This is a genomic window from Altererythrobacter sp. CAU 1644 (assembly GCF_029623755.1).
Lineage (GTDB): Bacteria > Pseudomonadota > Alphaproteobacteria > Sphingomonadales > Sphingomonadaceae > Erythrobacter > Erythrobacter arenosus.
In genome coordinates, this window is the sequence record NZ_CP121106.1 from 412,052 (window position 1) to 435,650 (window position 23,599).

Annotated in this window: 24 protein-coding genes; 12 read left to right on the forward strand and 12 right to left on the reverse strand. The window is 63.3% G+C overall.

Annotation, left to right across the window (positions count from 1 at the left end; translation table 11 throughout):
- The first annotated feature begins 4 nt into the window (after positions 1-4).
- Entirely contained in the window at positions 5-412 is a 408-nt protein-coding gene (locus P7228_RS02155) for a hypothetical protein (RefSeq protein ID WP_278016586.1), read from the forward strand.
- Here P7228_RS02155 and folP read toward each other — a convergent pair.
- The gene (folP, locus tag P7228_RS02160) at positions 409-1,524 is read right to left on the reverse strand and encodes a dihydropteroate synthase (protein WP_278016587.1); all 1,116 of its coding nucleotides are present in this window, start codon (positions 1,522-1,524) and stop codon (positions 409-411) included. The genes P7228_RS02155 and folP overlap by 4 nt on opposite strands.
- 398 nt (positions 1,525-1,922) lie before the next feature.
- Between folP and P7228_RS02165 the strand changes: the two genes are divergently transcribed.
- Positions 1,923-2,804 (forward strand): hypothetical protein, encoded by an 882-nt coding sequence (locus P7228_RS02165; protein ID WP_278016588.1) that lies wholly within the window; start codon positions 1,923-1,925, stop codon positions 2,802-2,804.
- A 10-nt stretch (positions 2,805-2,814) separates the two neighbouring features.
- Here P7228_RS02165 and P7228_RS02170 read toward each other — a convergent pair whose 3' ends face one another.
- From P7228_RS02170 to rnhB, 3 genes are all read right to left on the reverse strand, one after another.
- On the reverse strand, positions 2,815-3,939 hold the full coding sequence (locus P7228_RS02170; RefSeq protein WP_278016589.1) for a site-specific DNA-methyltransferase: 1,125 nt from the start codon (positions 3,937-3,939) through the stop codon (positions 2,815-2,817).
- A gap of 224 nt (positions 3,940-4,163) precedes the next feature.
- On the reverse strand, positions 4,164-5,087 hold the full coding sequence (locus tag P7228_RS02175; RefSeq protein WP_278016590.1) for a calcium/sodium antiporter: 924 nt from the start codon (positions 5,085-5,087) through the stop codon (positions 4,164-4,166).
- 27 nt (positions 5,088-5,114) lie between these two features.
- On the reverse strand, positions 5,115-5,738 hold the full coding sequence (gene rnhB, locus P7228_RS02180) for a ribonuclease HII (protein ID WP_278017687.1): 624 nt from the start codon (positions 5,736-5,738) through the stop codon (positions 5,115-5,117).
- Between rnhB and P7228_RS02185 the strand changes: the two genes are divergently transcribed.
- The 6 genes from P7228_RS02185 (at position 5,737) to P7228_RS02210 (ending at position 10,625) form a co-directional block, all read left to right on the forward strand.
- Positions 5,737-6,900: a PQQ-dependent sugar dehydrogenase gene (locus P7228_RS02185; RefSeq protein WP_347402850.1), complete on the forward strand. Its 1,164-nt coding sequence runs from the start codon at positions 5,737-5,739 to the stop codon at positions 6,898-6,900. The genes rnhB and P7228_RS02185 overlap by 2 nt on opposite strands.
- Positions 6,901-6,967: 67 nt before the next feature.
- On the forward strand, positions 6,968-7,513 hold the full coding sequence (locus tag P7228_RS02190) for a GNAT family N-acetyltransferase (RefSeq protein WP_278016591.1): 546 nt from the start codon (positions 6,968-6,970) through the stop codon (positions 7,511-7,513).
- Between the two features lie 28 nt (positions 7,514-7,541).
- Complete coding sequence (locus P7228_RS02195) at positions 7,542-8,090, forward strand: DUF1285 domain-containing protein (protein ID WP_278016592.1); 549 nt, start codon at positions 7,542-7,544, stop codon at positions 8,088-8,090.
- Positions 8,087-8,695, forward strand: a complete 609-nt coding sequence (locus P7228_RS02200; RefSeq protein WP_278016593.1) for a CoA pyrophosphatase — start codon at positions 8,087-8,089, stop codon at positions 8,693-8,695. Before P7228_RS02195 ends, P7228_RS02200 begins: the two co-directional genes overlap by 4 nt.
- On the forward strand, positions 8,685-9,878 hold the full coding sequence (locus P7228_RS02205) for a CCA tRNA nucleotidyltransferase (protein WP_278016594.1): 1,194 nt from the start codon (positions 8,685-8,687) through the stop codon (positions 9,876-9,878). The genes P7228_RS02200 and P7228_RS02205 overlap by 11 nt, the downstream gene beginning before the upstream one ends.
- A 222-nt stretch (positions 9,879-10,100) precedes the next feature.
- Positions 10,101-10,625, forward strand: coding sequence for a hypothetical protein (locus P7228_RS02210; RefSeq protein WP_278016595.1), 525 nt, complete (start codon positions 10,101-10,103; stop codon positions 10,623-10,625).
- Between the two features lie 72 nt (positions 10,626-10,697).
- Here P7228_RS02210 and parC read toward each other — a convergent pair whose 3' ends face one another.
- On the reverse strand, positions 10,698-12,998 hold the full coding sequence (gene parC / locus P7228_RS02215; RefSeq protein ID WP_278016596.1) for a DNA topoisomerase IV subunit A: 2,301 nt from the start codon (positions 12,996-12,998) through the stop codon (positions 10,698-10,700).
- 63 nt (positions 12,999-13,061) lie between these two features.
- A complete protein-coding gene (locus tag P7228_RS02220; protein WP_278016597.1) occupies positions 13,062-13,856 on the reverse strand; it encodes an ion transporter in 795 nt (264 codons plus the stop codon).
- Between the two features lie 144 nt (positions 13,857-14,000).
- On the opposite strand from P7228_RS02220, the gene P7228_RS02225 reads away from it, so the two are divergent.
- Entirely contained in the window at positions 14,001-14,543 is a 543-nt protein-coding gene (locus P7228_RS02225) for a type 1 glutamine amidotransferase domain-containing protein (protein ID WP_278016598.1), read from the forward strand.
- Between the two features lie 86 nt (positions 14,544-14,629).
- Here P7228_RS02225 and P7228_RS02230 read toward each other — a convergent pair whose 3' ends face one another.
- Together P7228_RS02230 and P7228_RS02235 are read right to left on the reverse strand one after the other, a co-directional pair.
- Entirely contained in the window at positions 14,630-15,874 is a 1,245-nt protein-coding gene (locus P7228_RS02230; protein ID WP_278016599.1) for a lipase family protein, read from the reverse strand.
- 77 nt (positions 15,875-15,951) lie between these two features.
- Positions 15,952-18,021, reverse strand: a complete 2,070-nt coding sequence (locus tag P7228_RS02235) for an amidohydrolase family protein (protein ID WP_278016600.1) — start codon at positions 18,019-18,021, stop codon at positions 15,952-15,954.
- 190 nt (positions 18,022-18,211) lie between these two features.
- On the opposite strand from P7228_RS02235, the gene P7228_RS02240 reads away from it, so the two are divergent.
- Positions 18,212-19,225 carry a DUF4349 domain-containing protein gene (locus tag P7228_RS02240; RefSeq protein ID WP_278016601.1) on the forward strand — a complete coding sequence of 338 codons (1,014 nt, stop codon included), beginning with the start codon at positions 18,212-18,214 and terminating at the stop codon, positions 19,223-19,225.
- Between the two features lie 7 nt (positions 19,226-19,232).
- Here the strand turns inward: P7228_RS02240 and P7228_RS02245 are convergent, their stop codons facing one another.
- The 3 genes from P7228_RS02245 to P7228_RS02255 are packed head-to-tail and all read right to left on the reverse strand — an operon-like array spanning position 19,233 to position 21,684.
- Positions 19,233-19,568: a 2Fe-2S iron-sulfur cluster-binding protein gene (locus tag P7228_RS02245; protein WP_430732493.1), complete on the reverse strand. Its 336-nt coding sequence runs from the start codon at positions 19,566-19,568 to the stop codon at positions 19,233-19,235.
- Positions 19,565-20,641, reverse strand: a complete 1,077-nt coding sequence (locus P7228_RS02250; protein WP_278016602.1) for a cysteine desulfurase family protein — start codon at positions 20,639-20,641, stop codon at positions 19,565-19,567. Before P7228_RS02250 ends, P7228_RS02245 begins: the two co-directional genes overlap by 4 nt.
- Positions 20,638-21,684: a cysteine desulfurase family protein gene (locus tag P7228_RS02255; RefSeq protein WP_278017690.1), complete on the reverse strand. Its 1,047-nt coding sequence runs from the start codon at positions 21,682-21,684 to the stop codon at positions 20,638-20,640. Before P7228_RS02255 ends, P7228_RS02250 begins: the two co-directional genes overlap by 4 nt.
- Before the next feature lie 145 nt (positions 21,685-21,829).
- Between P7228_RS02255 and P7228_RS02260 the strand changes: the two genes are divergently transcribed.
- Positions 21,830-22,486, forward strand: a complete 657-nt coding sequence (locus P7228_RS02260) for an alpha/beta hydrolase (protein WP_278016603.1) — start codon at positions 21,830-21,832, stop codon at positions 22,484-22,486.
- Between the two features lie 152 nt (positions 22,487-22,638).
- Positions 22,639-23,304: an energy transducer TonB gene (locus P7228_RS02265; RefSeq protein WP_278016604.1), complete on the forward strand. Its 666-nt coding sequence runs from the start codon at positions 22,639-22,641 to the stop codon at positions 23,302-23,304.
- On the opposite strand, the gene P7228_RS02270 is transcribed toward P7228_RS02265, so the two are convergent.
- Complete coding sequence (locus P7228_RS02270; RefSeq protein WP_278016605.1) at positions 23,301-23,501, reverse strand: hypothetical protein; 201 nt, start codon at positions 23,499-23,501, stop codon at positions 23,301-23,303. The two genes, P7228_RS02265 and P7228_RS02270, sit on opposite strands and share 4 nt — an antisense overlap.
- Positions 23,502-23,599: the final 98 nt, after the last annotated feature.

Sequence of the window (23,599 nt, forward strand, 5' to 3'; positions counted from 1 at the left end):
CCCGATGAACGATTTGACTCACGACAGTTTTCGCGCCGCGTGCGACCAGCTGTCCAACAAGGTTGACGCGGAAAACTTCGAGCGTTTCCGCTGGACGCGCGACGAAGCGCCCAAGCTCGCCAAGCTGGTCCAGATGATCAAGGATTCGGTCGAAGACCGCACCGACATCGAGATCAACGAGGAAGGCGGCGAGCAGAACATCAAGCGCTTCGTCATCAAGGTGCACGGCAAGCGCATCGTCGGCCTCAACGCCGCGCTGGATCAAGGCCAGGTCGCGATGATCGTCGGCAATATCGAGCGTAGCGAATTCAAGGCGACGCCGGGCGATCCGATCATCGCCGACTGGACCGATGTCGACGAGCACTGGGTCACCGACACGATCGGCCAATTGATGCAGCGCATCACGCGCTAGTCGGCCGGCATCTCGCTGAAATCGGTCAGCGCCGCGTCGCGCATGCCGCGCCACACATTGCGCGCCTGCACCGTCTCGAACACATCGTGGACCCGTAGCAGCTGGACCCCGGCATTCATCCCGGCAATCGCGACCGCCAGGCTGCCGCCAATCCGCCGGTCCACCTCGGCCTCGTTCGAGAGCGCCCCGATCATCCGCTTGCGGCTGCCGCCCAGCAGCAGCGGCTGGCCCAAGGCATGGAACAACGGCAGCGCATTTAACAGCGCGAGGTTCTCGGCCAGCGACTTGCCGAAGCCGAGCCCCGGGTCGAGCACGATCTTCGAGCGCGAAATCCCCTTCGACACCGCCTCGTCGCGCGCGGCCTTGAGCCAGTCGAACACGTCGAACACGACATTGTCGTAGTCGGCATCGGCATGGAGATCGTCGCCCTTGCCCGGCGCATGCATCAGCACCACCGGGCATCCGGCGCGCGCCGCGATCTCGACCGAGCGCGGATCGTGCCGCAGCGCCGAAACGTCGTTGGCCATATGCGCGCCTGCTTCCAGCGCCGCCTCGAGCACGCCTGCGCGGCGGGTGTCGATGCTGATCGCCGCGCCCATGCCGGAGCAGTATTCGACCGCGGGCAGCACGCGGTCCTTCTCGTCGCCTTCCCAGGTCGCCGGGGCACCCGGCCGGGTGCTCTCGCCGCCGATGTCGATGATCGCCGCACCGGCTTCGAGCATGGCGCTGGCATGCGCCCGGCCGGCCTCGGGCTTGTCGAGGAATTCGCCCCCGTCGCTGAAGCTGTCGGGGGTGACGTTGAGGATGCCTATCACCTGCGGCTGGTCGAGCCGGATCGTGCGGCTCCCGCAGGTAAGCGCCGGGTGCGTGAGTTGCAGGTTCGCCCACTGCGCCGCGGCTTCGCCGCTCACGCTCTCGGGCAGTTTCGCCAGCACATCATCGATGCTTTGAGTATCGCACAGCCAGCGCTCGGTCACTCCGCCGCCCTGCCGCAGGATCACCGCAAATCGGCTGGCATAGACCATCCCGCCCGCGAGCCGGATCGCCTTACCCTCTTCAGCTTGCGGAGAGGCCGCAAGACCGATTGGGCGGATGTAGATGCGATCAGTCATTCTTCAGGTTTTCCGATCTGAAGCTGAATGGATGGAACACATGGAACACGGTCCAATGCGAAGAAAAACTCGCTGCCGTGTGTCGCGGTTCAGAGGCGGGAATGGAAGAGCGCTGAGCGATCATTCCACGGGTGTATTCTGAGAGGGGGCTGTAGGACAGGGTGCTTGCGTCCTCCCAGCGGTTGCGAAGCACAGCCGGAGGCTGAACGCTGGGATCGCTGACAGAAAGCGATTTCGATCCTTTAACCCGCGTCATCCCATCGAAAGCTGGGATCGTTTTTCACATTTGCTAATGGACAAAGATGATTGAGCAGCGAAACCGCCCGTGCAATTGTGGCAACAAGCAGAAGTTCAAGCATTGCTGTGGTGCGCAGTCAGAGGCGCAGATGCGGCCCACAATGGACGAGTTGGTGCTTCTCGCAATCAAAGCCGACGATGAAGGCCTGTTGGCAGGCGAAGAACCAAAACAACGCGCATTCAAGAATGTGATCCGCATCCTTCAGGATTTGGGTGTTGAAGGAGTACCGTTGACCGGAAAAATGAGCCCGGAAATCGTCAAACGCGTTCACAGGGCAAACCAGCGACTTTTCAGGCCTGTCGATATGCAAGAGGGTGGCGTTCATCTAGGACTCTTTATGTATAGAGATCTGTTTGCCAGTCTTTACGTCCCTTACATTCTTGGAAGTCCGGAGGTTGATTTTTGGAAACTTCTTGATTTTTCAGATGATCAAAAACGATGGGTCGCTTCAGATTCTAACGCCTTGGCAACGTTTGAAGACCAGTGCCTTGACTTACTCGATTTTGGGTATGGCTACATGGAATTTGGTCACACCAGACCGGTCAACGACTATGCAAAAGAATTGATTTATCGTGCGCATGTTCAGCTCGAATCTGCTGCTGCGACCGCAACCGCTGCCTTCGACTATCGCGGGACCCTTCAAGGCGCATTGCTAGGAACAGAACTGGCGCTGAAGGCAGGTCTTGCAGCCAATGGTCACGACGAAGAATCACTACGAACCAATTTCGGTCACAACCTCACAAAAGCTGCCAAAAAGCTTGGTAATCTTGAACCAAATTTTGACGCGGATCGCGTTGAATCGGTAGTTTCTGATTTTCCGGACTTTGTGCAAAGCCGGTACTCAGGACAATTGCCGACAAGGAAGGAAATTGGTCACATTGTCATGAAGGCTCAATTCGTTGCGTCTGAAGTGACTCGCCAGTTCACTGACCGTAATATTCGCTCTCAGCAATCGCGTGCCGCAACGAGATCCTATCCATGATTACCAAACCTCAATCCTCGGTAGCGAGCAAATACAGCTGCCGCGCCGCGTCGATCGGCTTCACGTCACCATCGACTTCATAATGCCAGAAGGTCCAGCCGTTGCAGCTCGGCGCGCCCTGCAAGTCCTTGCCAAGCCCGTGGATACTGCCCGTCTGCTTGCCGACCGCCAGTGACCCGTCGGCGCGGACCGTCGCGACCCAGCGGCGCTTCTTGTCGAACACTTCCGTGCCCGGCTTGAGATAGCCGTTCTCGACCAGCGCACCGAAAGCGACCTTGGGCGCATTCTTCTTGCTCTGCATCGTCTCGAGCGCGCTCTCGTCGAGCGGCAGTTCCTTGGCGATGCGCGCGTAGGCAGCATCGCGATAGACGTTCTCGCGCTCGCAACCGATCCATTCGCGCCCCAGCCGCTTGGCCACCGCGCCGGTTGTGCCGGTGCCGAAGAAGGGGTCGAGCACGACGTCGCCCTTCTCGGTCGTGGCCAGCAGCACGCGGTAGAGCAGCGCCTCGGGCTTTTGCGTCGGGTGGACCTTGGTGCCGCCTTCCTTCAACCGTTCGCCGCCCGAACAGATTGGCAGGACCCAGTCGCTTCGCATCTGCAGCTCGTCATTGAGCGTCTTCATCGCGCGATAGTTGAAGTGGTATTTTGCCTTCTCGCCCATCGACGCCCACAGCAGCGTCTCATGTGCATTGGTAAAGCGCGTGCCCTTGAAATTGGGCATCGGGTTGGTCTTGCGCCAGACGATATCGTTGAGGATCCAGAAGCCCAGATCCTGCAGGATCGCACCGACGCGATAGATATTGTGATAGCTGCCGATCACCCACAGCGCGCCGTCGGGCTTGAGCACGCGGCGCGCCTCGGTCAGCCAGGCGCGGGTAAAATCGTCATAGACCTTGAAGCTGTCGAACTGGTCCCAGTGGTCGGTCACGGCATCGACCGCGCTGCCATCGGGCCGGTTGAGATCGCCGCCGAGCTGGAGGTTGTAGGGCGGGTCGGCGAACACGCAGTCGACACTGCCGTCGGGCAGCTTGCGCATCGCCTCGACACAATCGCCGTCGAGAATCCGCCCGAGAGGCAGTTCGACAGCATTCTCGACACGCGCAGCGCGCGTTTTCGTGGTCTCCAAGACCCCCATTATTCACCCCTCTTCTTCGCTGTCCAAGCGAGTTATCCACAGGGTGAGTCCATCGGGACTCCGCGTCAAGTCCTAAGCGATAGACGGTTATGGTTAACGCCTCGTTAGCTATGACGGAACAAAAAGAGTCTGGCACAAGATGTTGAGTCTGCTTGGATTCACCAGACTCGAGATGATGGGGTGTGGCTGGGAGGACTCACCCCTTGACGAAGGCGAGAAAAGTTTCAGCCGGCAAATGCGTAGGCGGTGTTGACCGCGAAGATCATCACCAGCGCGGATCCTGCGACGCGCCCGATCTGGCGGGCGGTCGAGAGCAGCACGAGCAAGGCCACGGCCGAGGCGAACAGCAGCACCATCTGGTAGGTCAGCAGGCTGTCGGGCACAGGGACCGGTGCGACCGACATCGTCACCCCGCCGATCAGCAGGATGTTGTAGATGTTCGAGCCGAGCACATTGCCGAGCGCCAGCCCCGGCTTGCCGCGCAATGCTGCGGCGACCGAGGCGGCCAGCTCGGGCAGAGACGTGCCGACCGCGACCACGGTCAGGCCGATCACCGTCTCGCTGACATTGAAGTAGCGGGCCATGTCGATGGCGCCGGTGACGAGGAAATTGCCGCCCGCGACCAGCAGGACTACGCCGACCGCAAAGCAGGCGATCGCCCAGTGAATGGCGAGCGCGGGCGTTTCCTCCTCCGGCTCGTCGGTCACGCGCGGATGGTTGTAGCGCCAGTAGATATAGGCGACGATGCCGAACAGCAGCCCCGCCCCGACCCAGATCGAGCCGAGTTGCAACCCGGTAATCAGCCACAGCAGCGCGGTCGCTGCCAGCGCCACGATCGCGTCGCGCCGGCCCATGCCGGTCAGCGCGATAGGCATCACCAGTGCGGCAACGCCGAGGATCAGCAGAGTATTGGCGAGGTTCGACCCGACCACATTGCCCCAGGCCAGTTCGGGCGACCCCATCAGCGCGGCTTCTACGCTGGCGACCATCTCGGGCATCGAGGTGGCCGCGCCGACGATCACCAGCCCGGTGACGAGGTTCGACACCCCCAGCCGCTTGGCAATGCCGACTGCGCCTCGGACGAGGAACTCGCCGCCGATCGCCAGGCCGACAAGCCCGGCGATGCTCAAGAGAATGGCTTCAATCATGATGCATTATATGGGGATCAACGGCCGTTAAAGCAGCGCCATTTGCGCGACCGGCGCAAAGCTGTGTCGATGAAGCGGGGTAGGCCCATGCAGACGCAACGCTTCCATATGCTCGGCAGTTCCATAACCCTTGTTTCGGTCCCAGCCATATTGCGGGTGATCCTGCGCCGCCGCCAGCATTAGCCGGTCGCGCCATTCCTTCGCCACGATCGACGCGGCCGATATGGCGGGCTCTAGACCATCTCCGCCGACGATGGCGCGCGCGGTCCAGCGCCAGTCCCGGCAGCGGCCATGCGGTGTGAGGTTGCCGTCGATCAGCACTTCGCAGTCTCGTGCTTCCATCGCCTCGATCAGCCGGCCCACCGCGTCGCTCATCGCCTGCATCGTCGCGGCGAGAATATTGATACGATCGATCTCGGGCGGTTCGATAATTCCGACCGCCCAGGCGCAGGTCGCGCGGATTTGTTCATCGAGCCTTGCACGGCGTTTGGCGGAAAGACGCTTGGAATCATCGAGCCCTTCGGGGCATGAAGGGCCAATGACTACGGCCGCCGCCACTACCGGCCCCGCCAAAGGGCCACGACCAGCCTCGTCGACGCCGACGATGAACCGTTCGGCACAGATTTGATCCCCGGGAGTTCCTGACAACATGAACATGATCGCAAAGCCTTCCGCCCTTCTATTCCCCGCCGCCCTGCTGGCGACAAGCTGCACAGCCTCTGCAGGTGTGGACAGCGACACGGCATCGGCATCCGATTTCGCGGGCTTCGCGATCGAGGAAGTCGGCAGCTACGACCGGCCATGGGCGGGCACCTTCGTCCCCGGGCTCGACGTGATCGTGATCACCGAGAAGAGCGGCAAGGTGGTGGGTCACGATGTCGCCAACGGCAAGGCGATCTTCTTCACCGGCGTTCCCGAAGTCGATTACGGCGGCCAGGGCGGGATGGGCGATGTCGCCTTCCTCGCCAGCGAGGCGAGCCAGCCGCTGTCCGGCCGCACGATCTATCTGAGCTATGCAGAGGCCGGCGAAGGCGACACGCGCGGCGCGGCGGTAGGTCGCGGCAAGCTGCTGTGCGAAGATCACCAGACCTGCGAAATCCGCGACTGGCAGGTGATCTGGCGGCAGGCGCCCAAGACCACCGGGCGTGGGCATTATTCGCACCGCCTGCTGTTCTCCGAAGACGGCAAATATCTGTTCGTCGCGAGTGGCGACCGCCAGAAGCTGACCCCGGCGCAGGATATGTCGAACACGCTGGGATCGATCGTGCGGCTCAATCTCGATGGCACTGCGGCCGAGGGTAATCCCTTCGCCACCCGCGACTGCACCTGCGAGGAAATCTGGACCTACGGCCACCGCAATATCCTGGGCATGGATTGGGATGCCCAGGGTCGGCTGTGGGACGTAGAGCATGGTCCGGCTGGCGGCGACGAGCTCAACCTCGTCAAGGTCGGTACCAATTACGGCTGGCCGACGCGCTCCTACGGCGAGCATTACAATGGCGATCCGATCGAGGATCACAGCGCCGACGACGGCTTCGGCAAGCCGGCGATCTGGTGGACGCCGGTTATCGCGCCGGGCGACATGCATTTCTATCGCGGCGACATGTTCCCGATGTTCAAGGGCGATGCCTTCATTGCCGGGCTTTCGAGCAATGCGCTCGTCCGGGTCGAGATCGACGGAGAGAGTGCCAAGGAAGCCGCGCGCTACGACTTGGACAAGCGCATCCGCTCGGTCTTCGAAGGGCCGGATGGCGCCCTGTGGGTGCTCGAAGATGGCGAAGGCGGCAGGCTGCTGCGGCTGACCGCGAAATAAGCCTTTAGCGCAGCCCAAGCGCAAATTGATCGACAGCGCCCGCAGCGCGCCCTAAGCGCGCGCCGCAATGCCCAGTCTGATCCCTCTTGCCAATGTGCCGCCCGAGATGGTCGAGCAATTGCTCGACCGTGCCTTCGGGCCGGGGCGGCACGCGCGCACCGCCTATCGCATCCGCGAGGGAACGGCGTGGCTCGAGGGTCTGAGCTTTGCCGCGCTCGACGACGAGGACCTGCTGGTCGGCACCATCCAGGTGTGGCCGGTTGCCCTGACCGATCCGGAGGGCCGCGCGCACCCGCTGCTGATGGTCGGCCCGGTTGCGGTCGTGCCCGAACACCAGAACGCCGGTTTCGGCAAGGCGTTGATGCTCGCGAGCCTCGACGCGATCGACCAGACCGTGGACGCAGCGCCGCCCCTGCCGCAGGTGATGATCGGCGATCCCGAATATTACGGCAGGTTCTTCGGCTTCAGCGCCGAGAGCACCGGCGGGTGGCATTGCCCAGGGCCCAACGATCCGAGCCGCCTGCTGGTCCGCTGCGTCAATCCCGCCGTGCTGCCTGACGAGGGGATGCTCGGTCCGTGGAATTCCGGTGAACGGACAGGGTTGGCGAATTAACCACTCTCTGGCAGGGCAATGATCCGCAATGCCTTACGAGCCCCCACCCTATCTCGCCGAACTGACGCTGGGCCAAATCGCCGAGCAGGTTGCCGCGCGCAAGCTCCCGCCGGTGGAGAACTGGACGCCCGAGCGCGAAGGCGACAGCGAGATGCGCATCGCTGCCGACGGAACGTGGTTTCACCAGGGCTCGCCGATCACGCGCGAGGCGATGGTGCGCGCCTTTTCCGGCCTGCTGACGCGCGACGATGCCGGGCAGCACTGGCTGGTGACCCCGTTCGAGAAACTGTCGATCGAAGTCGAGGATGCTGCTTTCATCGCGACCGATTGCGCGCGCCGGGAAGAAGGGTTGGCGTTCCGCCTCAACACCGACGATCTCGTCGTCGCCAGCCCCGACCATACACTGCGCGCTGCGGGCGATGCCGACACTCCCGCGATCTATCTCCATGTGAGGCGCGGCTGCGAAGCGCGGCTCAATCGTAGCACCTACCAGCAGCTGGCCGAGATCGCGCTGGCAGAGGGCGAGGACTGGACGGTCGAGAGCCGGGGCGCAACCTTCTCCCTCCTCCCCGCATGAGCCCCTTGTTCGACCGCCTCTCGGCCCTCCTCGAAGAGGGGCACCAGAAGCCCGTCGGCAACCTGATTACCGACGAACGTTTTGCCTTGGCCGATCGCAATGCGGATGCAGCGGTCTTGATCGCAGTAACCGAACGCGATGACCCGGGGGTTATCCTGACCCAGCGCCCGCGCGACATGCGGGACCATCCGGGGCAGGTCGCCTTGCCCGGTGGCAAGGTCGATCCGGGCGAGGATGCGATTCAGGCCGCCCTGCGCGAGGCACATGAGGAAATCGATCTCGATCCAGGCCATGTCCGGGTGATCGGCACTACCGATCGATACCAGACGGGGACAGGATTCAACGTGACCCCGGTCCTGGGCGTCATTCCGCCCGATCTGCCACTCATCGCCCACCCGCAGGAAGTCGAATCATGGTTCGAGGCGCCGCTGTCGTTACTGCTGAGGCCGGACAGCTGGACCGAGCAGGAGGCGTACTGGCGCGGGGAGATGCGCAAATATCTCGAAATGGACTATCAGGGATATCGAATCTGGGGCGTGACTGCGGCGATCCTGTGGAACCTGTCGCAACGCATCGCGCATGAGGGGCTGTTCGATGGGGGCTGAAATCGACCCTGCAGCGCTGGCGGCGGCCGACTGGCCGAAACGGGAAGGCCTGGCCGCGCTCTCGCGGGCGCTGGGGCAGGACGATATCCGCTGGGTTGGCGGAGCGATCCGCGACACCTTGCTGGACCTGCCGGTGGCGGATGTCGATTGCGCGACCACGCTGCTGCCCGACGCTGTGATCGACCGTTGCCGCGAGTCGGGCATCCGCACCGTCCCGACCGGGATCGATCACGGCACCGTGACCGCCATCCTTGATGATGGGCCGGTCGAGATCACGACCCTGCGGCACGACGTATCGACCGACGGGCGGCGTGCCACCATCGCCTTTGCCAATGACTGGCAGGAAGACGCTGCACGGCGCGACTTCACCATCAACGCGCTCTACGCCCATCCCGCAACGCTCGAGATTTTCGACTATTTCGGCGGGCTTGATGACCTGCGCGCGCGGAGAGTGCGCTTCATCGGCGACGCACGCGAGCGCATCCGCGAGGATCACCTGCGGATCCTGCGCTACTACCGCTTCCAGGCGCGCTTCGGCGCCGATCTCGACCAGGAGGCGGAAGAGGCATGTGCCGAACTCGCGCAGACGCTCAAGGGCCTCAGCCGCGAGCGGGTGGCGAGCGAACTCCTCGCCATTCTCGGCCTGCCGAACCCGTCAGAGACGGTTTCGCGCATGCGCGAACGGGGCGTGCTCGAGGTCGTGCTGCCGGAAACCTGCAAGACGTTTGTCGGGAGCCTTTCGGCGTTGATCTCGGCCGAGATCGAGCAGGGCTTTGCCCCCGATTCGATTCGACGGCTGGCCGCGCTCCTGCCTCCGATGCCCGAAGTGGCGGGCGAAGTGGCGGCACGGCTGCGTCTCTCGAAGGCCCAGCGCGCGCGGCTCACCTGTGCGGCGGAGCGTAACGAAGATGACAGCCGCGAACCGAAGGCGCTGGCCTATCGCGAGGGGCGCGAATGCGCCGTCGATCGCATCCTGCTGCAGGGCGGCGACGCTCGCTTCCTCGATGGGTGGAATATCCCGCAGTTCCCATTGAAGGGCGGCGTGATTGTCGCCCGCGGCGTGAGCGCCGGCCCCGAAGTCGCCCGCATCATGCGCACGGTCGAAGCACGCTGGATCGACGAGGGTTTCCCGAGCGAGGAACGCGTGGCCGAACTGCTCGAGGCGGAACTGGCAAAGCGCTGACGGGTTTCTTAATCGAGGCTTCAGGCTGGGACACTTATAAGCGCCGAGGTTGTCACGCCGCTGCAATTGCGGTTATGGCGCGCAGCCTGAGGGCCATGCGCGCCCTTGCCGGTGGATTGCTGACCTCTTCCATTCCGCCACACACAATCGAGTTTTTTGGTCTGAACCGCGTGAGGTCATGGCGGTGCAGTGCAATTGAAGTTGAGATTACGGAGAGAGTTCATGAAGTTTGCGAAGCTTGCCATCCTGGCCACCGCCCTCGCGGCGACCCCGATTGCAGCTAGCGCCGCCGACGTGCAGGCGGGTGCTACCGTGACCGGTCCGGAAGGAAATCCGGTCGGCACCATCGAAAGCGTGGCCAACGGCCAGGCAGTCCTCGACACCGGCAAGCACAAGGTTCCGCTGGGTGTCGAATCCTTCGGTGAAAGCGAAACCGGCCTGACCATCACGGTCACCAAGGTCCAGCTCGACGGCATGATGGACGAGCAGCTCGCCGCTGCCGCTGCCAAGCGCGATGCCGCCCTGCTGGTCGGCGCTGCAGTTACCGGCGCTGCCGGCGATGCCGCTGGCGTGCTGAGCGAAGTCGACCTCGAAGGCGACAACATCGTGCTCGAAAACGAGCTTGGCCCGGTCGCGCTCAAGAAGGAGCATTTCGCGATCGACGGCGAAGGCAAGCTGATCGTGCTGTTCACCGCGGAACAGCTCGCCGAAACCGTTGCCGCCGCCAAGGCAGCAGCCGCACAGTAAGCGATAGCTTATTGAGAATACCGAGGGCTGTGGGCGCATAATGCGCTCGCGGCCCTTTCTGTTTGGGACGCGCTATTCGCCCGAGAACTTGTTGTCCTTGGGGAAGCCCTGCGGCGGCAGGCGCCCGGCCGCGCCGCGCGCAACCTTCCACTGCCAGATGTCGTTCTCGGTCCTTGTGCGGTCACCCTTGCCGCCCATCTGCCAGCTGAGGCCTTCCGTCAGCACGAAGGTCTTCGCATCGGAAAGGCCGCCGTCGCGATAGCGCTGCAACATCACGCCTTGCCCGCGGCCGAGCACCGGCACTTCCTCGAGGTTGAACACCACCAGCTTGCGGTTTTCTCCGACGCAGGCGACGTGATCGTGCCCTTCGGCGATCTGGCGGACGACCACCAGCTTCACATCGCCCTTGAGGTTCACCACCTGACGGCCCTTGCGCGTTTCAGCGAGCAGTTCGTCGGTTTCGGCGACGAAGCCCTTGCCGTTGGTCGCGGCGAGCAGCAACCGCGCCCTGGGCTTGTGCACCACCATCCCTGCGACGCGCGTTTCCGGCTCGAGATCGATCATCGACTGGACCGGCTCGCCGAAGCCGCGCGCGCCGGGCAGCTTGTCTGCACCGAGCGTGTAGAAACGCCCGTTCTCCGCCGCGATCAGCACCTTGTCGGTGGTCTGGGCATGGGCGATGAAGGCCAGCTCGTCGCCTTCCTTGTATTTGAATTCCTGGTCGAGCGGGACATGACCGCTGGCCGCGCGGATCCAGCCCTTCTTCGACAGGATCACGGTCACCGGCGCCTTTTCGATCATCGCATCCATGCTGAATTCGACTGCCGGAGCGGCTTCCTCGATCCGGGTGCGCCGCTTGCCGAGGAAGGTATCCTCGCCATATTCCTTGCGCAGGGCGTTAAGGTCGCGTTTCAGCCGCGTACGCTGGCGCGCGGGCGAGGCCAGCAGCTTCTCGAGCTCGTCCTTCTCGGCGAGCAACTCGTCCTTCTCCTGCCGAAGCTGCATTTCCTCAAGCTTGCGCAGCGAGCGCAGCCGCATATTGAGGATCGCCTCGGCCTGGCGGTCGGTGAGCTTGAACTCCTCCATCATCACTGCCTTGGGATCATCCTCGTAGCGGATGATCTCGATCACGCGGTCGAGGTTGAGGAAGGCGATGATATAGCCGTCGACCAGTTCCAGCCGGCGCGCAATCTGGTCGAGCCGGTGCTGGCTGCGGCGCTGGAGGATGTCGATCTGGCTGACGACCCAGTTCTGCAACAGCTCCTTCAGCCCCATCACCATCGGCGTGCGGCTGGCGTCGAGCACGTTGAGGTTGAGCCCGAAGCGGGTTTCCATGTCGGTCAGCTTGAAAACCGATTCCTTGAGCAGCTCGGGATCGACATTGCGGCTGCGCGGAACCAGTACGATGCGGATCTGCTCGTCGCTCTCGTCGCGAACGTCGTCGAGGATCGGCAGCTTCTTGTCGGCGATCGCCTGTGCGATCTGCTCGATCAGCTTGCCCTTCTGGACCTGGTATGGAATCTCGGAGATGACCAGTTGCCACTGGCCGCTGCCGAGCCGCTCGATCCCCGCGTCCTGGTCTTCCTTCTTGTCGGCCTCGGCCGCGTGGAACACACCGCGGACCCTGAACGAGCCGCGACCGGTTTCATAGGCGTCGGCAATGGTCTGCGCGCTGTCGACAATCTGCCCGCCGGTCGCAAAGTCCGGCCCCTGGAACAGCTCCATCAGCCGCGCATGCTCGACATGCGGATTGTCGATCAGTTCGAGCGTCGCATCGATAATCTCGGCGACGTTGTGGCTCGGGATATTCGTCGCCATGCCGACAGCGATCCCGCTCGCGCCATTGGCCAGCAGGTTAGGAAACAGGCCGGGGAATATGTCCGGCTCGACTTCCTCGCCATTGTAAGTCGGGATGAAGTCGACCGTACCTTCGTCAAGGCCGGCCATCAGCTGCAGCGCAGTCTTGGTCAGCCGCGCTTCGGTGTAGCGGTAGGCGGCGGCGTTATCGCCGTCGATATTGCCGAAGTTCCCCTGCCCGTCGACCAGCGGGTAACGCAGCGAGAAATCCTGCGCGAGCCGGACCATGGCGTCATAGACCGACTGGTCGCCATGCGGGTGATACTTGCCGATCACGTCACCGACGACACGCGCGCTCTTCTTGAAGGCATCGTTAGGGTTGAGCTTGAGCTGGCGCATAGCCCACAACAGGCGGCGATGGACCGGCTTCAACCCGTCGCGCAGATCGGGCAGCGAGCGCGCCGTGATCGTCGACAAGGCATAGACGAGATAGCGTTCTTCGAGCGCGGAATCGAACGGCGCATCGACGATCGCGTCGAAGGGATCTGGATCGGTCAGTTCAGTCGTGTCGGACATAGACCAATTCGCTTAGCAAGCCGCGCGCCCCGCGGGGAGCGGCTATCCACAGGGAAACGCCTTTCAGTCCGGTTTTTCCGCCGCTTTGGCCCGATGTGAGCGGAGTGCCGACACATCCTCGCGCAACAGGTGCAACTGGTGCAGGATTTCCTCGCGCTCGCTGTGCGCCTCTTTATCGGTCGCTTCGGACATGGCGTTCACGATAACGCCGATGAACAGGTTGAGCACGATGAAACTGGTGATCAGGATGAATGGGACGAAGAACGCCCACGCTAGCGGGAATTCCTCCATCACCGGTCGCACGATGCCCATCGACCAGCTTTCCAGCGTCATGATCTGGAACAGCGAGTAGAGCGAGGCACCGATCGTCCCGAACCATTCGGGAAAGGCCGCGCCGAACAGCTTCGTCGCCATGACGGCGCTGATGTAGAACAGCAGCAGCAACATCACGATCACGGTCCCGATGCTGGGGATCGCGCTGAACAGGCCCACGATCACCCGGCGCATGCTCGGCACCGCCGACACCAGCCGGAGCGCGCGCAACACGCGCAGCGCACGCAGCACGGCGAATTGCTGGCTCGCAGGGATCAATGCCACGCTGACGATGGCGAGATCGAACAGGTTCCACCCGTTGCGGAAGAAATTCGCCCGCCAGGCGAACAGCTTGAGCGCCAGCTCGACCACGAAGATTGCCAGCGCGAGCCGATCGAGCGCCACGATCGTACCACCGAACCGAGCCATCGCTTCCGGCCAGGTCTCTAGCCCCAGACCGATCGCGTTGAGCACGATCACCGCGATGATGAAGCGTTCAAACCGGCGCGATTCAACAAGGGCCGTAACGCGCTCTCGCAGGCTCATTCGATGACACTCCAGGATCAAAAAAACGCCGACATGAAGCGCCGGCTCGCCTTGCCTTACCACGGCCACAACTCGCCTGTCAGCCCGGAACTCCACCCCGCCCTGAGCCATTGAAGGAGTAACACTGATACAAGGAGTTAGACTATGCCCCGCGTGCTGATTATCGCGACCGACGGCTTCGAACAATCGGAGCTGATGAAGCCCAAGAGCAATCTCGAAGAAGCTGGCATCGCGACCACCGTCGCCAGCCTGGAGGACGGCGAGATCAAGGGCTGGAAGGACAAGGACTGGGGCGACAGCGTCAAGGTCGACATCACCGTCGAAGAGGTTTCGAGCAGCGACTATGACGGCCTGCTGCTGCCCGGCGGACAGATCAACCCCGATATCCTGCGCATGAACGACCGCGTGATCGATATCGTCCGCGAGTTCGACAAGGCGGGCAAGCCGATCGCGGCGATCTGCCACGCGCCCTGGCTGCTTGCCGAAGCCAATATCATTGAGGGCCGCACCGTCACCGGCTGGCCTTCGATCCGCACCGACCTGAAGAATGCCGGCGCGGCTGTCGTCGACCGCGAGGTGGCGTGCGACGGCAACCTCATCACCAGCCGCAACCCCAACGACATCCCTGCCTTCTCGGAGGCGCTGATCGGCGCGCTCAACGAGGTGCAAGTTCCCGAGAACGCCTGACCCGTTTCCCCTTGGACCGGGAGCCACCGGTTCACAGCGAGGACCCCGTCGCAGCAATGCGGCGGGGTTTTGCTATCTTGTGGTGCTCAATCGGCGAAGGGTGGCGCCTGGCAATTGCCTTCGATCTTCTGTCCCCCGAACGCAGCCTGGACGAAAGGTAGCGAGTCCCCGGTCGATCCGGGCACGACCTGCCGATGGTCCAGTTCGGGATAGAGATGCGCCTCGACGGTCGATCCTGCGGTGCAGGCATCGCGCATGAAGGCCGCCTGCATGCGTGCGGGCGTGTCGCGGTCCCTCCCCCCTGTACCGAGGAAAATCGGGGCGCGAATGGCCAGGTCGGGAAAGCCCATCTGCCCGAAAGCAGCAGAGAGAACGTCTGTAACCGGCTGGTTGAAAGCGCGATTGTAGGTCAGCCCTTCGGCCTCAACCCGCGCCTTGATGTCCTTGTAACAGGTGTCGGTCACCAGCCGTGCAATGGGCCATGCATCTTCGGCGATGTGTTCGCGCATGACGAAACCGGGAACGATCTGCTCGGCCAGCGTCATCGCGAGGAAATTATAGCCTAGCAGCGGATCGGGCTGATCGGGCGGGCGGCTCTCGTTGAGCGCGACGAGTCCTTCGGGCGAGAAATAGGGGACGCCGGTCGCGACGACGCCGCGAATATCGATCTCAGGGGCATAGGACGACGCATACGATGCAGTTGCTACCGCTGCCCCGGCGCCCTGCGATTGTCCGATGAGGACGACCTTGTCCGCCACCGGGAATCCGGCGCTCCGCACCGCGCGTACCGCATCGAGATTGCTGTAGGCCTCGGGCCGGGTCGCGAGGTAAGGATGCGTACCGGGCGTCCCCAGCCCCTGGTAATCGGAGGCGACCACCGCGAAACCCTGGCCCAGCCAGAAAGCGAGATAGTCCATGTCCTGCTGCTGGCGACCATCCCACGAGGGCGCGCAGATATCCGCGATGCCGACGGTTCCGTGAGTCCAGGCCATCAGGGGCCAACCGCCCTCTGGCGGCTCCCCTTCGGGCAGGAAGAGCGCGCCCGACACGGCCACTATCCCTTGGCCGTCCAACCCATCGGTCGAGCTGTAGAGCAGGCGCAGATTGCGCGCCGCGCCAGGGATCGATTGGCGCTCACCCAATTCCTCCTGTCGGAGCAGGAGGCCCGGATCATCCGGTAGTGCTCCCGAATAGGAGTAGAACTCCGGCGTTCCCCCATCCCCGAGCGTCGCCGAATTCCAGCCATCGTCAGGGTTGCCCTGCGGGACCGACTGGCACCCCGCGAGCCCCAGCAGCATGGCTGCGAGCAAGACAATTACGCGATGGCTCATTCGCTCACTTCCCCGTGTGACGCTTCAGGAAAGCGAACCTATCCTCACCCCCGACCTGAAGGCAAATCCCCGCCAGCCTATTTGGGCATGCCGGTGAAGCCGGCTGCCTCGCGCAATTCGTCACCATCCATGACATAGCCGTCGCTCACGACCGTCACGACCCGCCGCAGGGCGCCGAGCTCGGTCGCAACGTCGCCATCGACCAGCACCATGTCGGCTTCCTTGCCCACCGCGATCGAGCCGGTGCGATCACCCACCCCAACAACATTTGCGGGAATAATCGTCGCGGTTTGGAGGGCTTCGGCATTCGACATGCCGGCCTGCTGATAGATTTCCAGTTCGCGCACCAGTTCGATACCCCAGCCGTCGGTACCGGCGACGATGGGAACACCTGCCTGGTGCAGCTTGCCGACCAGCGCGACCATCTTCTCATAGCTCTTGCGATAGTCCTCGCGCGTGCTGCCTTCGACCAGGGGGTAACCGCCGGTCACGAAGGCCGCGCGTTCGAGCACCGGGGAAACGATCCCCATGTAGGGGGCATAGGCCGGAGTCGGCGCCTCGCCGTCCTGGCCCAGCATACCCTCGAAGATCACGATGGTGGGATCAACCAGGGTCTGACGACGCGCCAGTTCCGCCACGAAGCCCGCCATCACCGGGCCATCGAGGTCGACATCCTTGAAGAAGCGCGCCGGCCCTTCCATCCGCATCCGCGTGTTGGATTTGTCGATCACCTCCTTGGGCATCGATTCCATGACGACGAAATTGAGATGGGTCAGCTCGTCATAGCCGGCCGCAACCGCTTCGCTCGGCTTCATCGTCGCGGGAACATGGCCGTGAACATGCAGGCCCAGACGGTGTGCCTCGGTCGCGGCAGGGGCAATCCAGTCGGGATTCATCGAAGTGTAGAACTTGACCCCCCACAGCCCGGCATCCTTGATCTGCCGCACGACCGCGATCGTCTCTTCCTCGCTGCTGACGACTTCGGCACCCTGCGCAGAAAGCGGGTCCTTCTTGTCGACGATCACCGAGATGAAGGGCTCTCCCATCAGCAGTTCACCGCTCGCGCGGCGCGCGGTCGCATCGATGGCACGCGCCATGGTCGTGCCCGGGCTGCGGAAGCTGGTGATGCCGTTCGCCATATTGGCCAGCACGTCCCAGTCGTCACCGATGTGGAGGTGGCTGTCCCAGATCCCGGGGACCAGCGTCTTGCCGCTGCCATCAATCGTTCGCGTTCCGGCCGGCGCGTCGATCGACCCTGAAGCTCCGATCGCGACGATCTTGCCATCCTGGGCCAGCACCGCGCGACCCTCCACGAATTCGCCCTTGTCGGCATCGAACAACTGGACGTTGTCGAACAGCACTGGCGCTCTCGCGGCGGGATCGAGGAAGCGTTTGGCGATCGATTGCACCTCGGCGGCCGTGGCGGCTTCCTGCGCTTCGCGCAGAGTCTTGAGCGCACCCTCATAGCCAGCAGGCACCAGCGAGATGTAGCTGATGTTGGCGAAGAATTTGCCGTTCTCGTCGAGCCAGACCGGTGAAGGCGAAGGCAGCAGGCCGCGAACAAAGGCGAGCTGGACAGTCTTGGGGCCATCCGGGCCTTCGACCTGAATCTTGCGATCGAGCGTCAGCTTGCCGGTGCCGCTCGGCAGGAACTTGAGGCCCCTGTCGCCTGCTGCGTAGAGCGCCTCCACCCTGGGTGCGGTCGCCAGGCCGACACCGCCTGCCGGGATATACCAGCCGCCGGATGTCGCTTCGCCCTTGTCGGTTGTCGTCTTCCACGTAGCGCGCCCGTTCTCGACGCGAAACTCTTCGGCGGCATCGCCAGACATGGTCACGCCGCGCACCTTGGTGCCGATGATCTCGCCGTCCGCCGACAGTGTATCGACCTGGTCCATCTCGGTGATCCAGCCGCGCAGTTCCTGCGACCAGCGATAGGCGATCCGCCCGTCATCAAGCCGCCAGCGCCACTGATCGCCATGTTTGCCGGTTTCCGAAACCACCACATAGTGGTCGGCCCCTGCCGGCGCCTGCAGCAGCTCTTCCTTGGGGACCGGTTTCGAAGCCTCGGACTTGGCCTCGCCATCATGCGCGATCAGCGCCGAAGGGGCGGATGCCATCAGAAGTGCAGCGATAATCAGTGAGCGCATTAGTCCCTCTCCCTACGCGGTGATTCCGCGCCGAATTTCAGTTCGATACCGCGTTCTTCGAGCAGAAGCTGGCGGAGTCAATCGCAATCGTTAGTCGCGGCAGTCCTGTCATGATACGTTGTATCATTCATCTGCCGTTCATGAAATGTGGCGAAATTGTGGCAGATCAGCTCTGGAGAGGAGATTCGATATGCGCGCCCCCCTGACCATCCTCTGTATCACGATCGCCTTCGCCCTTGCCTCCTGTGATCAGGCGGACCGGCAGGAAAGCGTCGAGCGTGTGACGACGGTCGATGCCGAAGAAGCATCAACGACGGATTATGGCTTCAACGAGTCGGTCAGCTACGACCTGGCTCCCGCGCCGGTCGCGCCGCCGCCGCCTCCTGCTCCAGCCATGGCCGATTCCCCCAGGCCGGTCGCTGAATCCCAGGCTGCCCCTTCCAGCGAAATCCCCTCGTTCGAGACTCCCGTCGGCGAGCCGCAGGTGGCCTATCGCTATGCCCTCGGTTTCCGCCTGCCCGCGACCGCGATCAAGCCGCTGCAGGAACGCCACGCCGACCTGTGCGAAGCGCTGGGCCGGAGCAAGTGCCGCATCATTTCGATGCGCCAGGCCGAGCAGGACGGCGATTATTCCTATGGCAATCTGCAACTGGCCGTCATTGCCAGCGAAGCGCGGCGATTCTCGAAGGAACTGGAGAACGCGTCTGGCAAGGTCGATGGCGAGCTCATTTCCTCCTCGATCGACGGCGAGGACCTGTCCAAGGCCATCGTCGACACTGAAGCACGCCTCCGCGCCCGCACCCTGCTGCGCGACCGGCTGATGGAGGTCCTGCGCACGCGGAAGGGGACCGTGCCCGAATTGGTGCAGGCCGAACGCGGCGTGGCGCAGGTCAATGAAGAGATCGACCAGGCGCAAAGCTGGCTGCGCGAAATGCGCAATCGCGTGGCCTTCAGCCAGATGCAGATCACCTATGAATCGGGCACGCCAACCTCCGGCGGGTTCATCGACCCGATCCGCGATGCCTGGGGCTCGATCGGGAAGATCCTGGGCACGATGATCGCCTTCATCATCCTCGCCGCAACGATCCTGGTGCCCCTGGGGCTGGTGGTCTGGGGAGCGGCGCGGCTGTGGCGGCGCAATGGCGGCATGGATTTCGGTGGCTGGAAGCCCGAGGAAAAAAGCGAAGAGAAGCCTGCGGAATAGGCCCCGGCTACATCCGCCGCATGTCGTAGCTCTCGGCGGGGATGGTGACGGTCAGCCCGTCCATCTCCGCCGTCAGCTCGATCTGGCACGAGAGCCGGCTGGTGCGCCGCACGCCCGCCGCGAAATCGAGCATGTCCTCTTCTTCCTCGACCGCTTCCGGCAATCTGTCGAACCATTCGCCGTCGACGATCACATGGCAGGTTGAACAGGCCATCTGCCCTTCGCAGGTTCCCTCGAGCGGCATCCCCACTGCCTGCGCTGCGCGCAGCAGGTTGTCGCCCGGCTCGGCCTGCGCTTCGGTCACATCGCCATGCGTGTCGATGAAGCGAATGGTGATCGTCACAGCCCCTGCTCCTTTGCCGCCACGTTGATTTGCCGCGCGGCTTGCTCGATGTCTTCGAGCGAGGTGTAGCGCCCGAAGCCGAGGCGGATAGAGCTTTTTGCTTGGGCGTCCGAAAGCCCGATTGCCTTGAGCACGTGACTCGGGCGACCCGATCCGCTGGCGCAGGCACTACCTGCACTGAACATCACATCGCGGCAATCGGACATCAGCCGATTCACGTCGAGGCCATCGCGGCGAATATTGAGATTGCCGTGCCAGCGCGCGTCCTCGCTGCCGTTGAGTGTCCAGTCGGCAAAGAGTTCGCGTGCGCGGTTCCACAGCGCTTCGACATGCGCAGCATCCTCGGCCATGCGCTCCTTCGCGACATTCGCCGCGGCGCCGAAACCCGCGATCAGCGCGGGCGAAAGCGTGCCGGATCGCAGGCCGCCTTCCTGCCCGCCGCCGGTCTGCACTTCATCGAGCCTGACCCCGTCGCGGACCCACAGCGCGCCGACACCCTTCGGCCCGTGCAGCTTGTGCGCGCTGACAGCGATCATGTCCGCCCCGGTCACCTCGATCTTGCCATAGGCCTGCACGGCATCGCACAGGTACAGCGCATTCGATGCTTTGGCCTTGCGGTGCCACTCGACCGTTGGTTGCACCACGCCAATCTCGTTATTGACCTGCATGACCGCGATCAGGCGTGTGTCATTGGGCACGTCCTGATTGGTGTTGCACTGGCCGTCTGCGGCGACGTTCAACTCATGCTTTTGGCCCAGCGCCTCGGCGGTATCGAGTACAGCGGCATGCTCGATCGCGCTGACCGACACACTGCCACCCTTGCCCGAGCCGCGAATGGCGAGGTTGATCGCCTCGGTCGCGCTGCCGGTGAAAATCACCTGTCCACCAGCGGGGAACAGCGCAGCGACCCGGTCGCGCGCAAGTTCGATCGCGGCCCGCGCCTGTCGCCCCATGCGGTGCGCGCTATGCGGATTTCCGAAGCCGGTCCCTTCCGGCCCATCGAGCCAACGCAGCATGGCATCGCGCGCTTGGGGCGCGAGCGGAGTAGTGGCCTGGTAATCGAGATAGATCATGCCTTCGCCAGTTCTAACCACACCTCGGCGAAGCGTTCCACCTCGGCGCGCGTCGTGTTCCACCCGAAGCTGACGCGGATTGAGTTCGCAGCGACCTCGGGCTCGACCAGCATCGCTTCAAGCACATGGCTGGTCTTCATCGTGCCCGAGGAACAGGCGCTTCCCTGGCTCACGGCGATGCCTGCCATGTCGAAGCGCATGACCTGCGCGGTGGCAGACATATTGGGCATCGCGATTGCGCAAATGTACGGTGTGGGGTCAGCGAGCCGGTCGGCCAGCCAGTTGCCACCCCCCGCACGCACTTGTTCTGATAGCTGCTCCAATGGTTCCAGCACTTCGGGGGACACATAGGGAGTGCTTGCCGCCTCGAGCGCGGCAACCATGCCAAGCGCTCCGGGCAGGTTCTCGGTCCCGCGCCGGTAGCCGCGCTCATGCCCTCCGGTTGGCTTGAGCATCGCGAAGTCCCGGACCAACAAAGCGCCCAAACCGATTGGTCCACCGAACTTGTGCGCTGAGATCACCGCCATGTCGCAGGGCGGTAGCGGCATCTTACCGGCACTCTGCGCGCAATCGGCGAGCAAGAGACCGCCAGCCTCGCGCACGATTTCGCAGATCCTTGTCAGATCCTGCCGGTTGCCCGTTTCCGAATTGACGTGCTGCACGGCGACAAGCGGATTCTCGCGTTGGACCGCCTCGCGCTGCACTTCCAGGTCGAGCGCACCATCTGCAAGCACCGGCAATCGTTCTGCATCAGGGGCAGCTTTCAGGACAGCGTCATGCTCGACCGCGCTCACTAATCGCGCTCCCGCATTGGCATGACCCAATGCCAATGCAGCCGCCTCGCTCGCACCGCTCGTGAAGATCAGCTCGCCGTCCCAACCCAGCGCCGCCTTGATCCGCTCGCGCGCGTCCTCGAGCGCGGCGCGGGCCTTGCGTCCTTCGGCATGCGGGCTCGACGGATTTGCCCAGATGCGAAAGCCACGCTCCATCGCCTCGCGCGCCTCCGGGCGCAGCGGTGAAGTGGCGGCGTGGTCGAGATAGATGCGTTCGGAGATGAGGCTGGCCTGTCGATGCTTGGCGGGAGATGTTCGAAATTATTGCGATTTTTACACCACTCCCTATATAGCCCGCGACTTCGCGTTCGCCAGCAGGCCACGCGCGATTTGGCCATATTCTGCAAGGTTCCCGATGCCCTCAGTCATCTTTCCCGGCCCCGAAGGCCGTCTCGAAGGTCGTTTCTCCCCGCCGCCGCGCCCGCGCGCGCCGGTCGCGATGATCCTCCATCCGCACCCCGAAGGCGGCGGCACGATGAACGATCGCATCGTCCAGCGGATGTACAAGACCTTTGCCGACCGCGGCTTTGCGACGCTGCGCTTCAATTTCCGCGGCGTCGGCCGCAGCCAGGGCAGCTTCGACAACGGCGTCGGTGAGCTTTCGGACGCCGCTTCGGCGCTCGACTGGGTGCAGTCGATCCACCCCGAAGCGCAGACGACCTGGGTCGCTGGCTACAGCTTCGGCGCGCTGATCGGCATGCAGCTCTTGATGCGCCGCCCCGAAGTGCGGGGCTTCATCTCGGTCGCACCTCCGGCGAACATGTACGACTTCAGCTTCCTCGCCCCTTGCCCGGCCAGCGGCATTTTCATCCAGGGTGCGGCGGACACCGTCGTGCAGCCGGGTGCAGTGCAGAAGCTGGTCGACAAGCTGCGCACGCAGAAGCACATCACGATCCATCACGAGGAAATTCCGCGGGCCAATCACTTCTTCGAAAATGAGATCGAGGACCTGATGGGCTCGGTCGACAATTACCTCGATTTCCGCCTCTCGCCGGATTGCCCGATCAAGTAATCGGCCCCGACGTAGGCTCCCCAAGCTACTGAATTTCCAGCGTGCATCGACACGCAGCGAGCTAACTCGCCTTGACTCTGAAATGTGATGTTGTAACATTGCGCATGAGTCGTCCGTGATGCCGGATGACTACATGGAGAGAGGAACCCAACATGGCCTATGCAGATAGACGTAGTCTTCGCGATCAGAGCGCCGGATTGGCTGGCGTCGTAATCGTCCATGCCGGTCTGGCTGGATTGCTGGTCTTCGGGCTCGCCACCGATGTCACGAAGGAAATATTCAGCGGCCCATTGCCGACGACCGAATACAAAGACCCGCCGCCGCCCCCACCGCACGAGCCGGCTCAACCGAAGGCCGAGCAGAACGAAGCGCCGATCTATACGCCGCCCAGGCCTCTCGACTTGCCACAACAGCCCAACCTGGTCGACACGACCACCAAGCTGCCGCCGCTGAGCGATGAGGTCATCCTCAAGGTGCTTCCCCCGGTTCCCGACCTCGGGCCGCCCGTGAAGCCATCGGTCTCGCCCATCGCCGCGATCCCGCGGAACAACCCGTCACGCTGGGTAACGGACGCCGACTACAAGAGCCGCTGGGTGCGCGAAGAGCTGTACGGCACGGCGAAGTTCCGGCTCGATATTGCGGCAAACGGCACGGTCGAGAACTGCCAGATCACCCAGTCGAGCGGGCATGCAGCGCTCGACGAAGCGACCTGCGCCCTAGTCATCAAGCGCGCGAAATTCAAGCCCGCCACCGGCGGAGACGGCCAGCCGACGCCGGGCTCCTATTCGAACGCAATTCGCTGGCACCTGCCGGACTAATCTGCCTCGACTTTGGCGAGCGGGGATTCCCCGCTCGCATCGGGCAGTGTCCAGATCGCGACATTGACCAGCGCGATAACCGACAGCAGCACCATCAGCAGGGGCCGCTTGGCCTCCCCCGTCCTGCGCCACAGGAAGAACGCGCCAATCAGCAGCGCGAGCGCCGCGAGCATCATGATCGACAGGATTAGGTTCACGTCCAGTCCCCTTCAGCACTCTCGAATCGTAGAGTTTTGTAACATCGGCGGAACATCCCTCCCTTACCGCACGTTCTTCGGGCAGTGACCCCTTTTTC

What these genes read in the sequence shown, in the direction of transcription:
- P7228_RS02155 (WP_278016586.1), top strand. Translation starts at nt 5, where the DNA reads ATGAACGATTTGACTCACGACAGTTTTCGCGCCGCGTGCGACCAGCTG.
- folP (WP_278016587.1), bottom strand. Translation starts at nt 1,524, where the DNA reads ATGACTGATCGCATCTACATCCGCCCAATCGGTCTTGCGGCCTCTCCG.
- P7228_RS02165 (WP_278016588.1), top strand. Translation starts at nt 1,923, where the DNA reads ATGGACGAGTTGGTGCTTCTCGCAATCAAAGCCGACGATGAAGGCCTG.
- P7228_RS02170 (WP_278016589.1), bottom strand. Translation starts at nt 3,939, where the DNA reads ATGGGGGTCTTGGAGACCACGAAAACGCGCGCTGCGCGTGTCGAGAAT.
- P7228_RS02175 (WP_278016590.1), bottom strand. Translation starts at nt 5,087, where the DNA reads ATGATTGAAGCCATTCTCTTGAGCATCGCCGGGCTTGTCGGCCTGGCG.
- P7228_RS02185 (WP_347402850.1), top strand. Translation starts at nt 5,737, where the DNA reads ATGAACATGATCGCAAAGCCTTCCGCCCTTCTATTCCCCGCCGCCCTG.
- rnhB (WP_278017687.1), bottom strand. Translation starts at nt 5,738, where the DNA reads ATGTTGTCAGGAACTCCCGGGGATCAAATCTGTGCCGAACGGTTCATC.
- P7228_RS02190 (WP_278016591.1), top strand. Translation starts at nt 6,968, where the DNA reads ATGCCCAGTCTGATCCCTCTTGCCAATGTGCCGCCCGAGATGGTCGAG.
- P7228_RS02195 (WP_278016592.1), top strand. Translation starts at nt 7,542, where the DNA reads ATGCCTTACGAGCCCCCACCCTATCTCGCCGAACTGACGCTGGGCCAA.
- P7228_RS02200 (WP_278016593.1), top strand. Translation starts at nt 8,087, where the DNA reads ATGAGCCCCTTGTTCGACCGCCTCTCGGCCCTCCTCGAAGAGGGGCAC.
- P7228_RS02205 (WP_278016594.1), top strand. Translation starts at nt 8,685, where the DNA reads ATGGGGGCTGAAATCGACCCTGCAGCGCTGGCGGCGGCCGACTGGCCG.
- P7228_RS02210 (WP_278016595.1), top strand. Translation starts at nt 10,101, where the DNA reads ATGAAGTTTGCGAAGCTTGCCATCCTGGCCACCGCCCTCGCGGCGACC.
- parC (WP_278016596.1), bottom strand. Translation starts at nt 12,998, where the DNA reads ATGTCCGACACGACTGAACTGACCGATCCAGATCCCTTCGACGCGATC.
- P7228_RS02220 (WP_278016597.1), bottom strand. Translation starts at nt 13,856, where the DNA reads ATGAGCCTGCGAGAGCGCGTTACGGCCCTTGTTGAATCGCGCCGGTTT.
- P7228_RS02225 (WP_278016598.1), top strand. Translation starts at nt 14,001, where the DNA reads ATGCCCCGCGTGCTGATTATCGCGACCGACGGCTTCGAACAATCGGAG.
- P7228_RS02230 (WP_278016599.1), bottom strand. Translation starts at nt 15,874, where the DNA reads ATGAGCCATCGCGTAATTGTCTTGCTCGCAGCCATGCTGCTGGGGCTC.
- P7228_RS02235 (WP_278016600.1), bottom strand. Translation starts at nt 18,021, where the DNA reads ATGCGCTCACTGATTATCGCTGCACTTCTGATGGCATCCGCCCCTTCG.
- P7228_RS02240 (WP_278016601.1), top strand. Translation starts at nt 18,212, where the DNA reads ATGCGCGCCCCCCTGACCATCCTCTGTATCACGATCGCCTTCGCCCTT.
- P7228_RS02250 (WP_278016602.1), bottom strand. Translation starts at nt 20,641, where the DNA reads ATGATCTATCTCGATTACCAGGCCACTACTCCGCTCGCGCCCCAAGCG.
- P7228_RS02260 (WP_278016603.1), top strand. Translation starts at nt 21,830, where the DNA reads ATGCCCTCAGTCATCTTTCCCGGCCCCGAAGGCCGTCTCGAAGGTCGT.
- P7228_RS02265 (WP_278016604.1), top strand. Translation starts at nt 22,639, where the DNA reads ATGGCCTATGCAGATAGACGTAGTCTTCGCGATCAGAGCGCCGGATTG.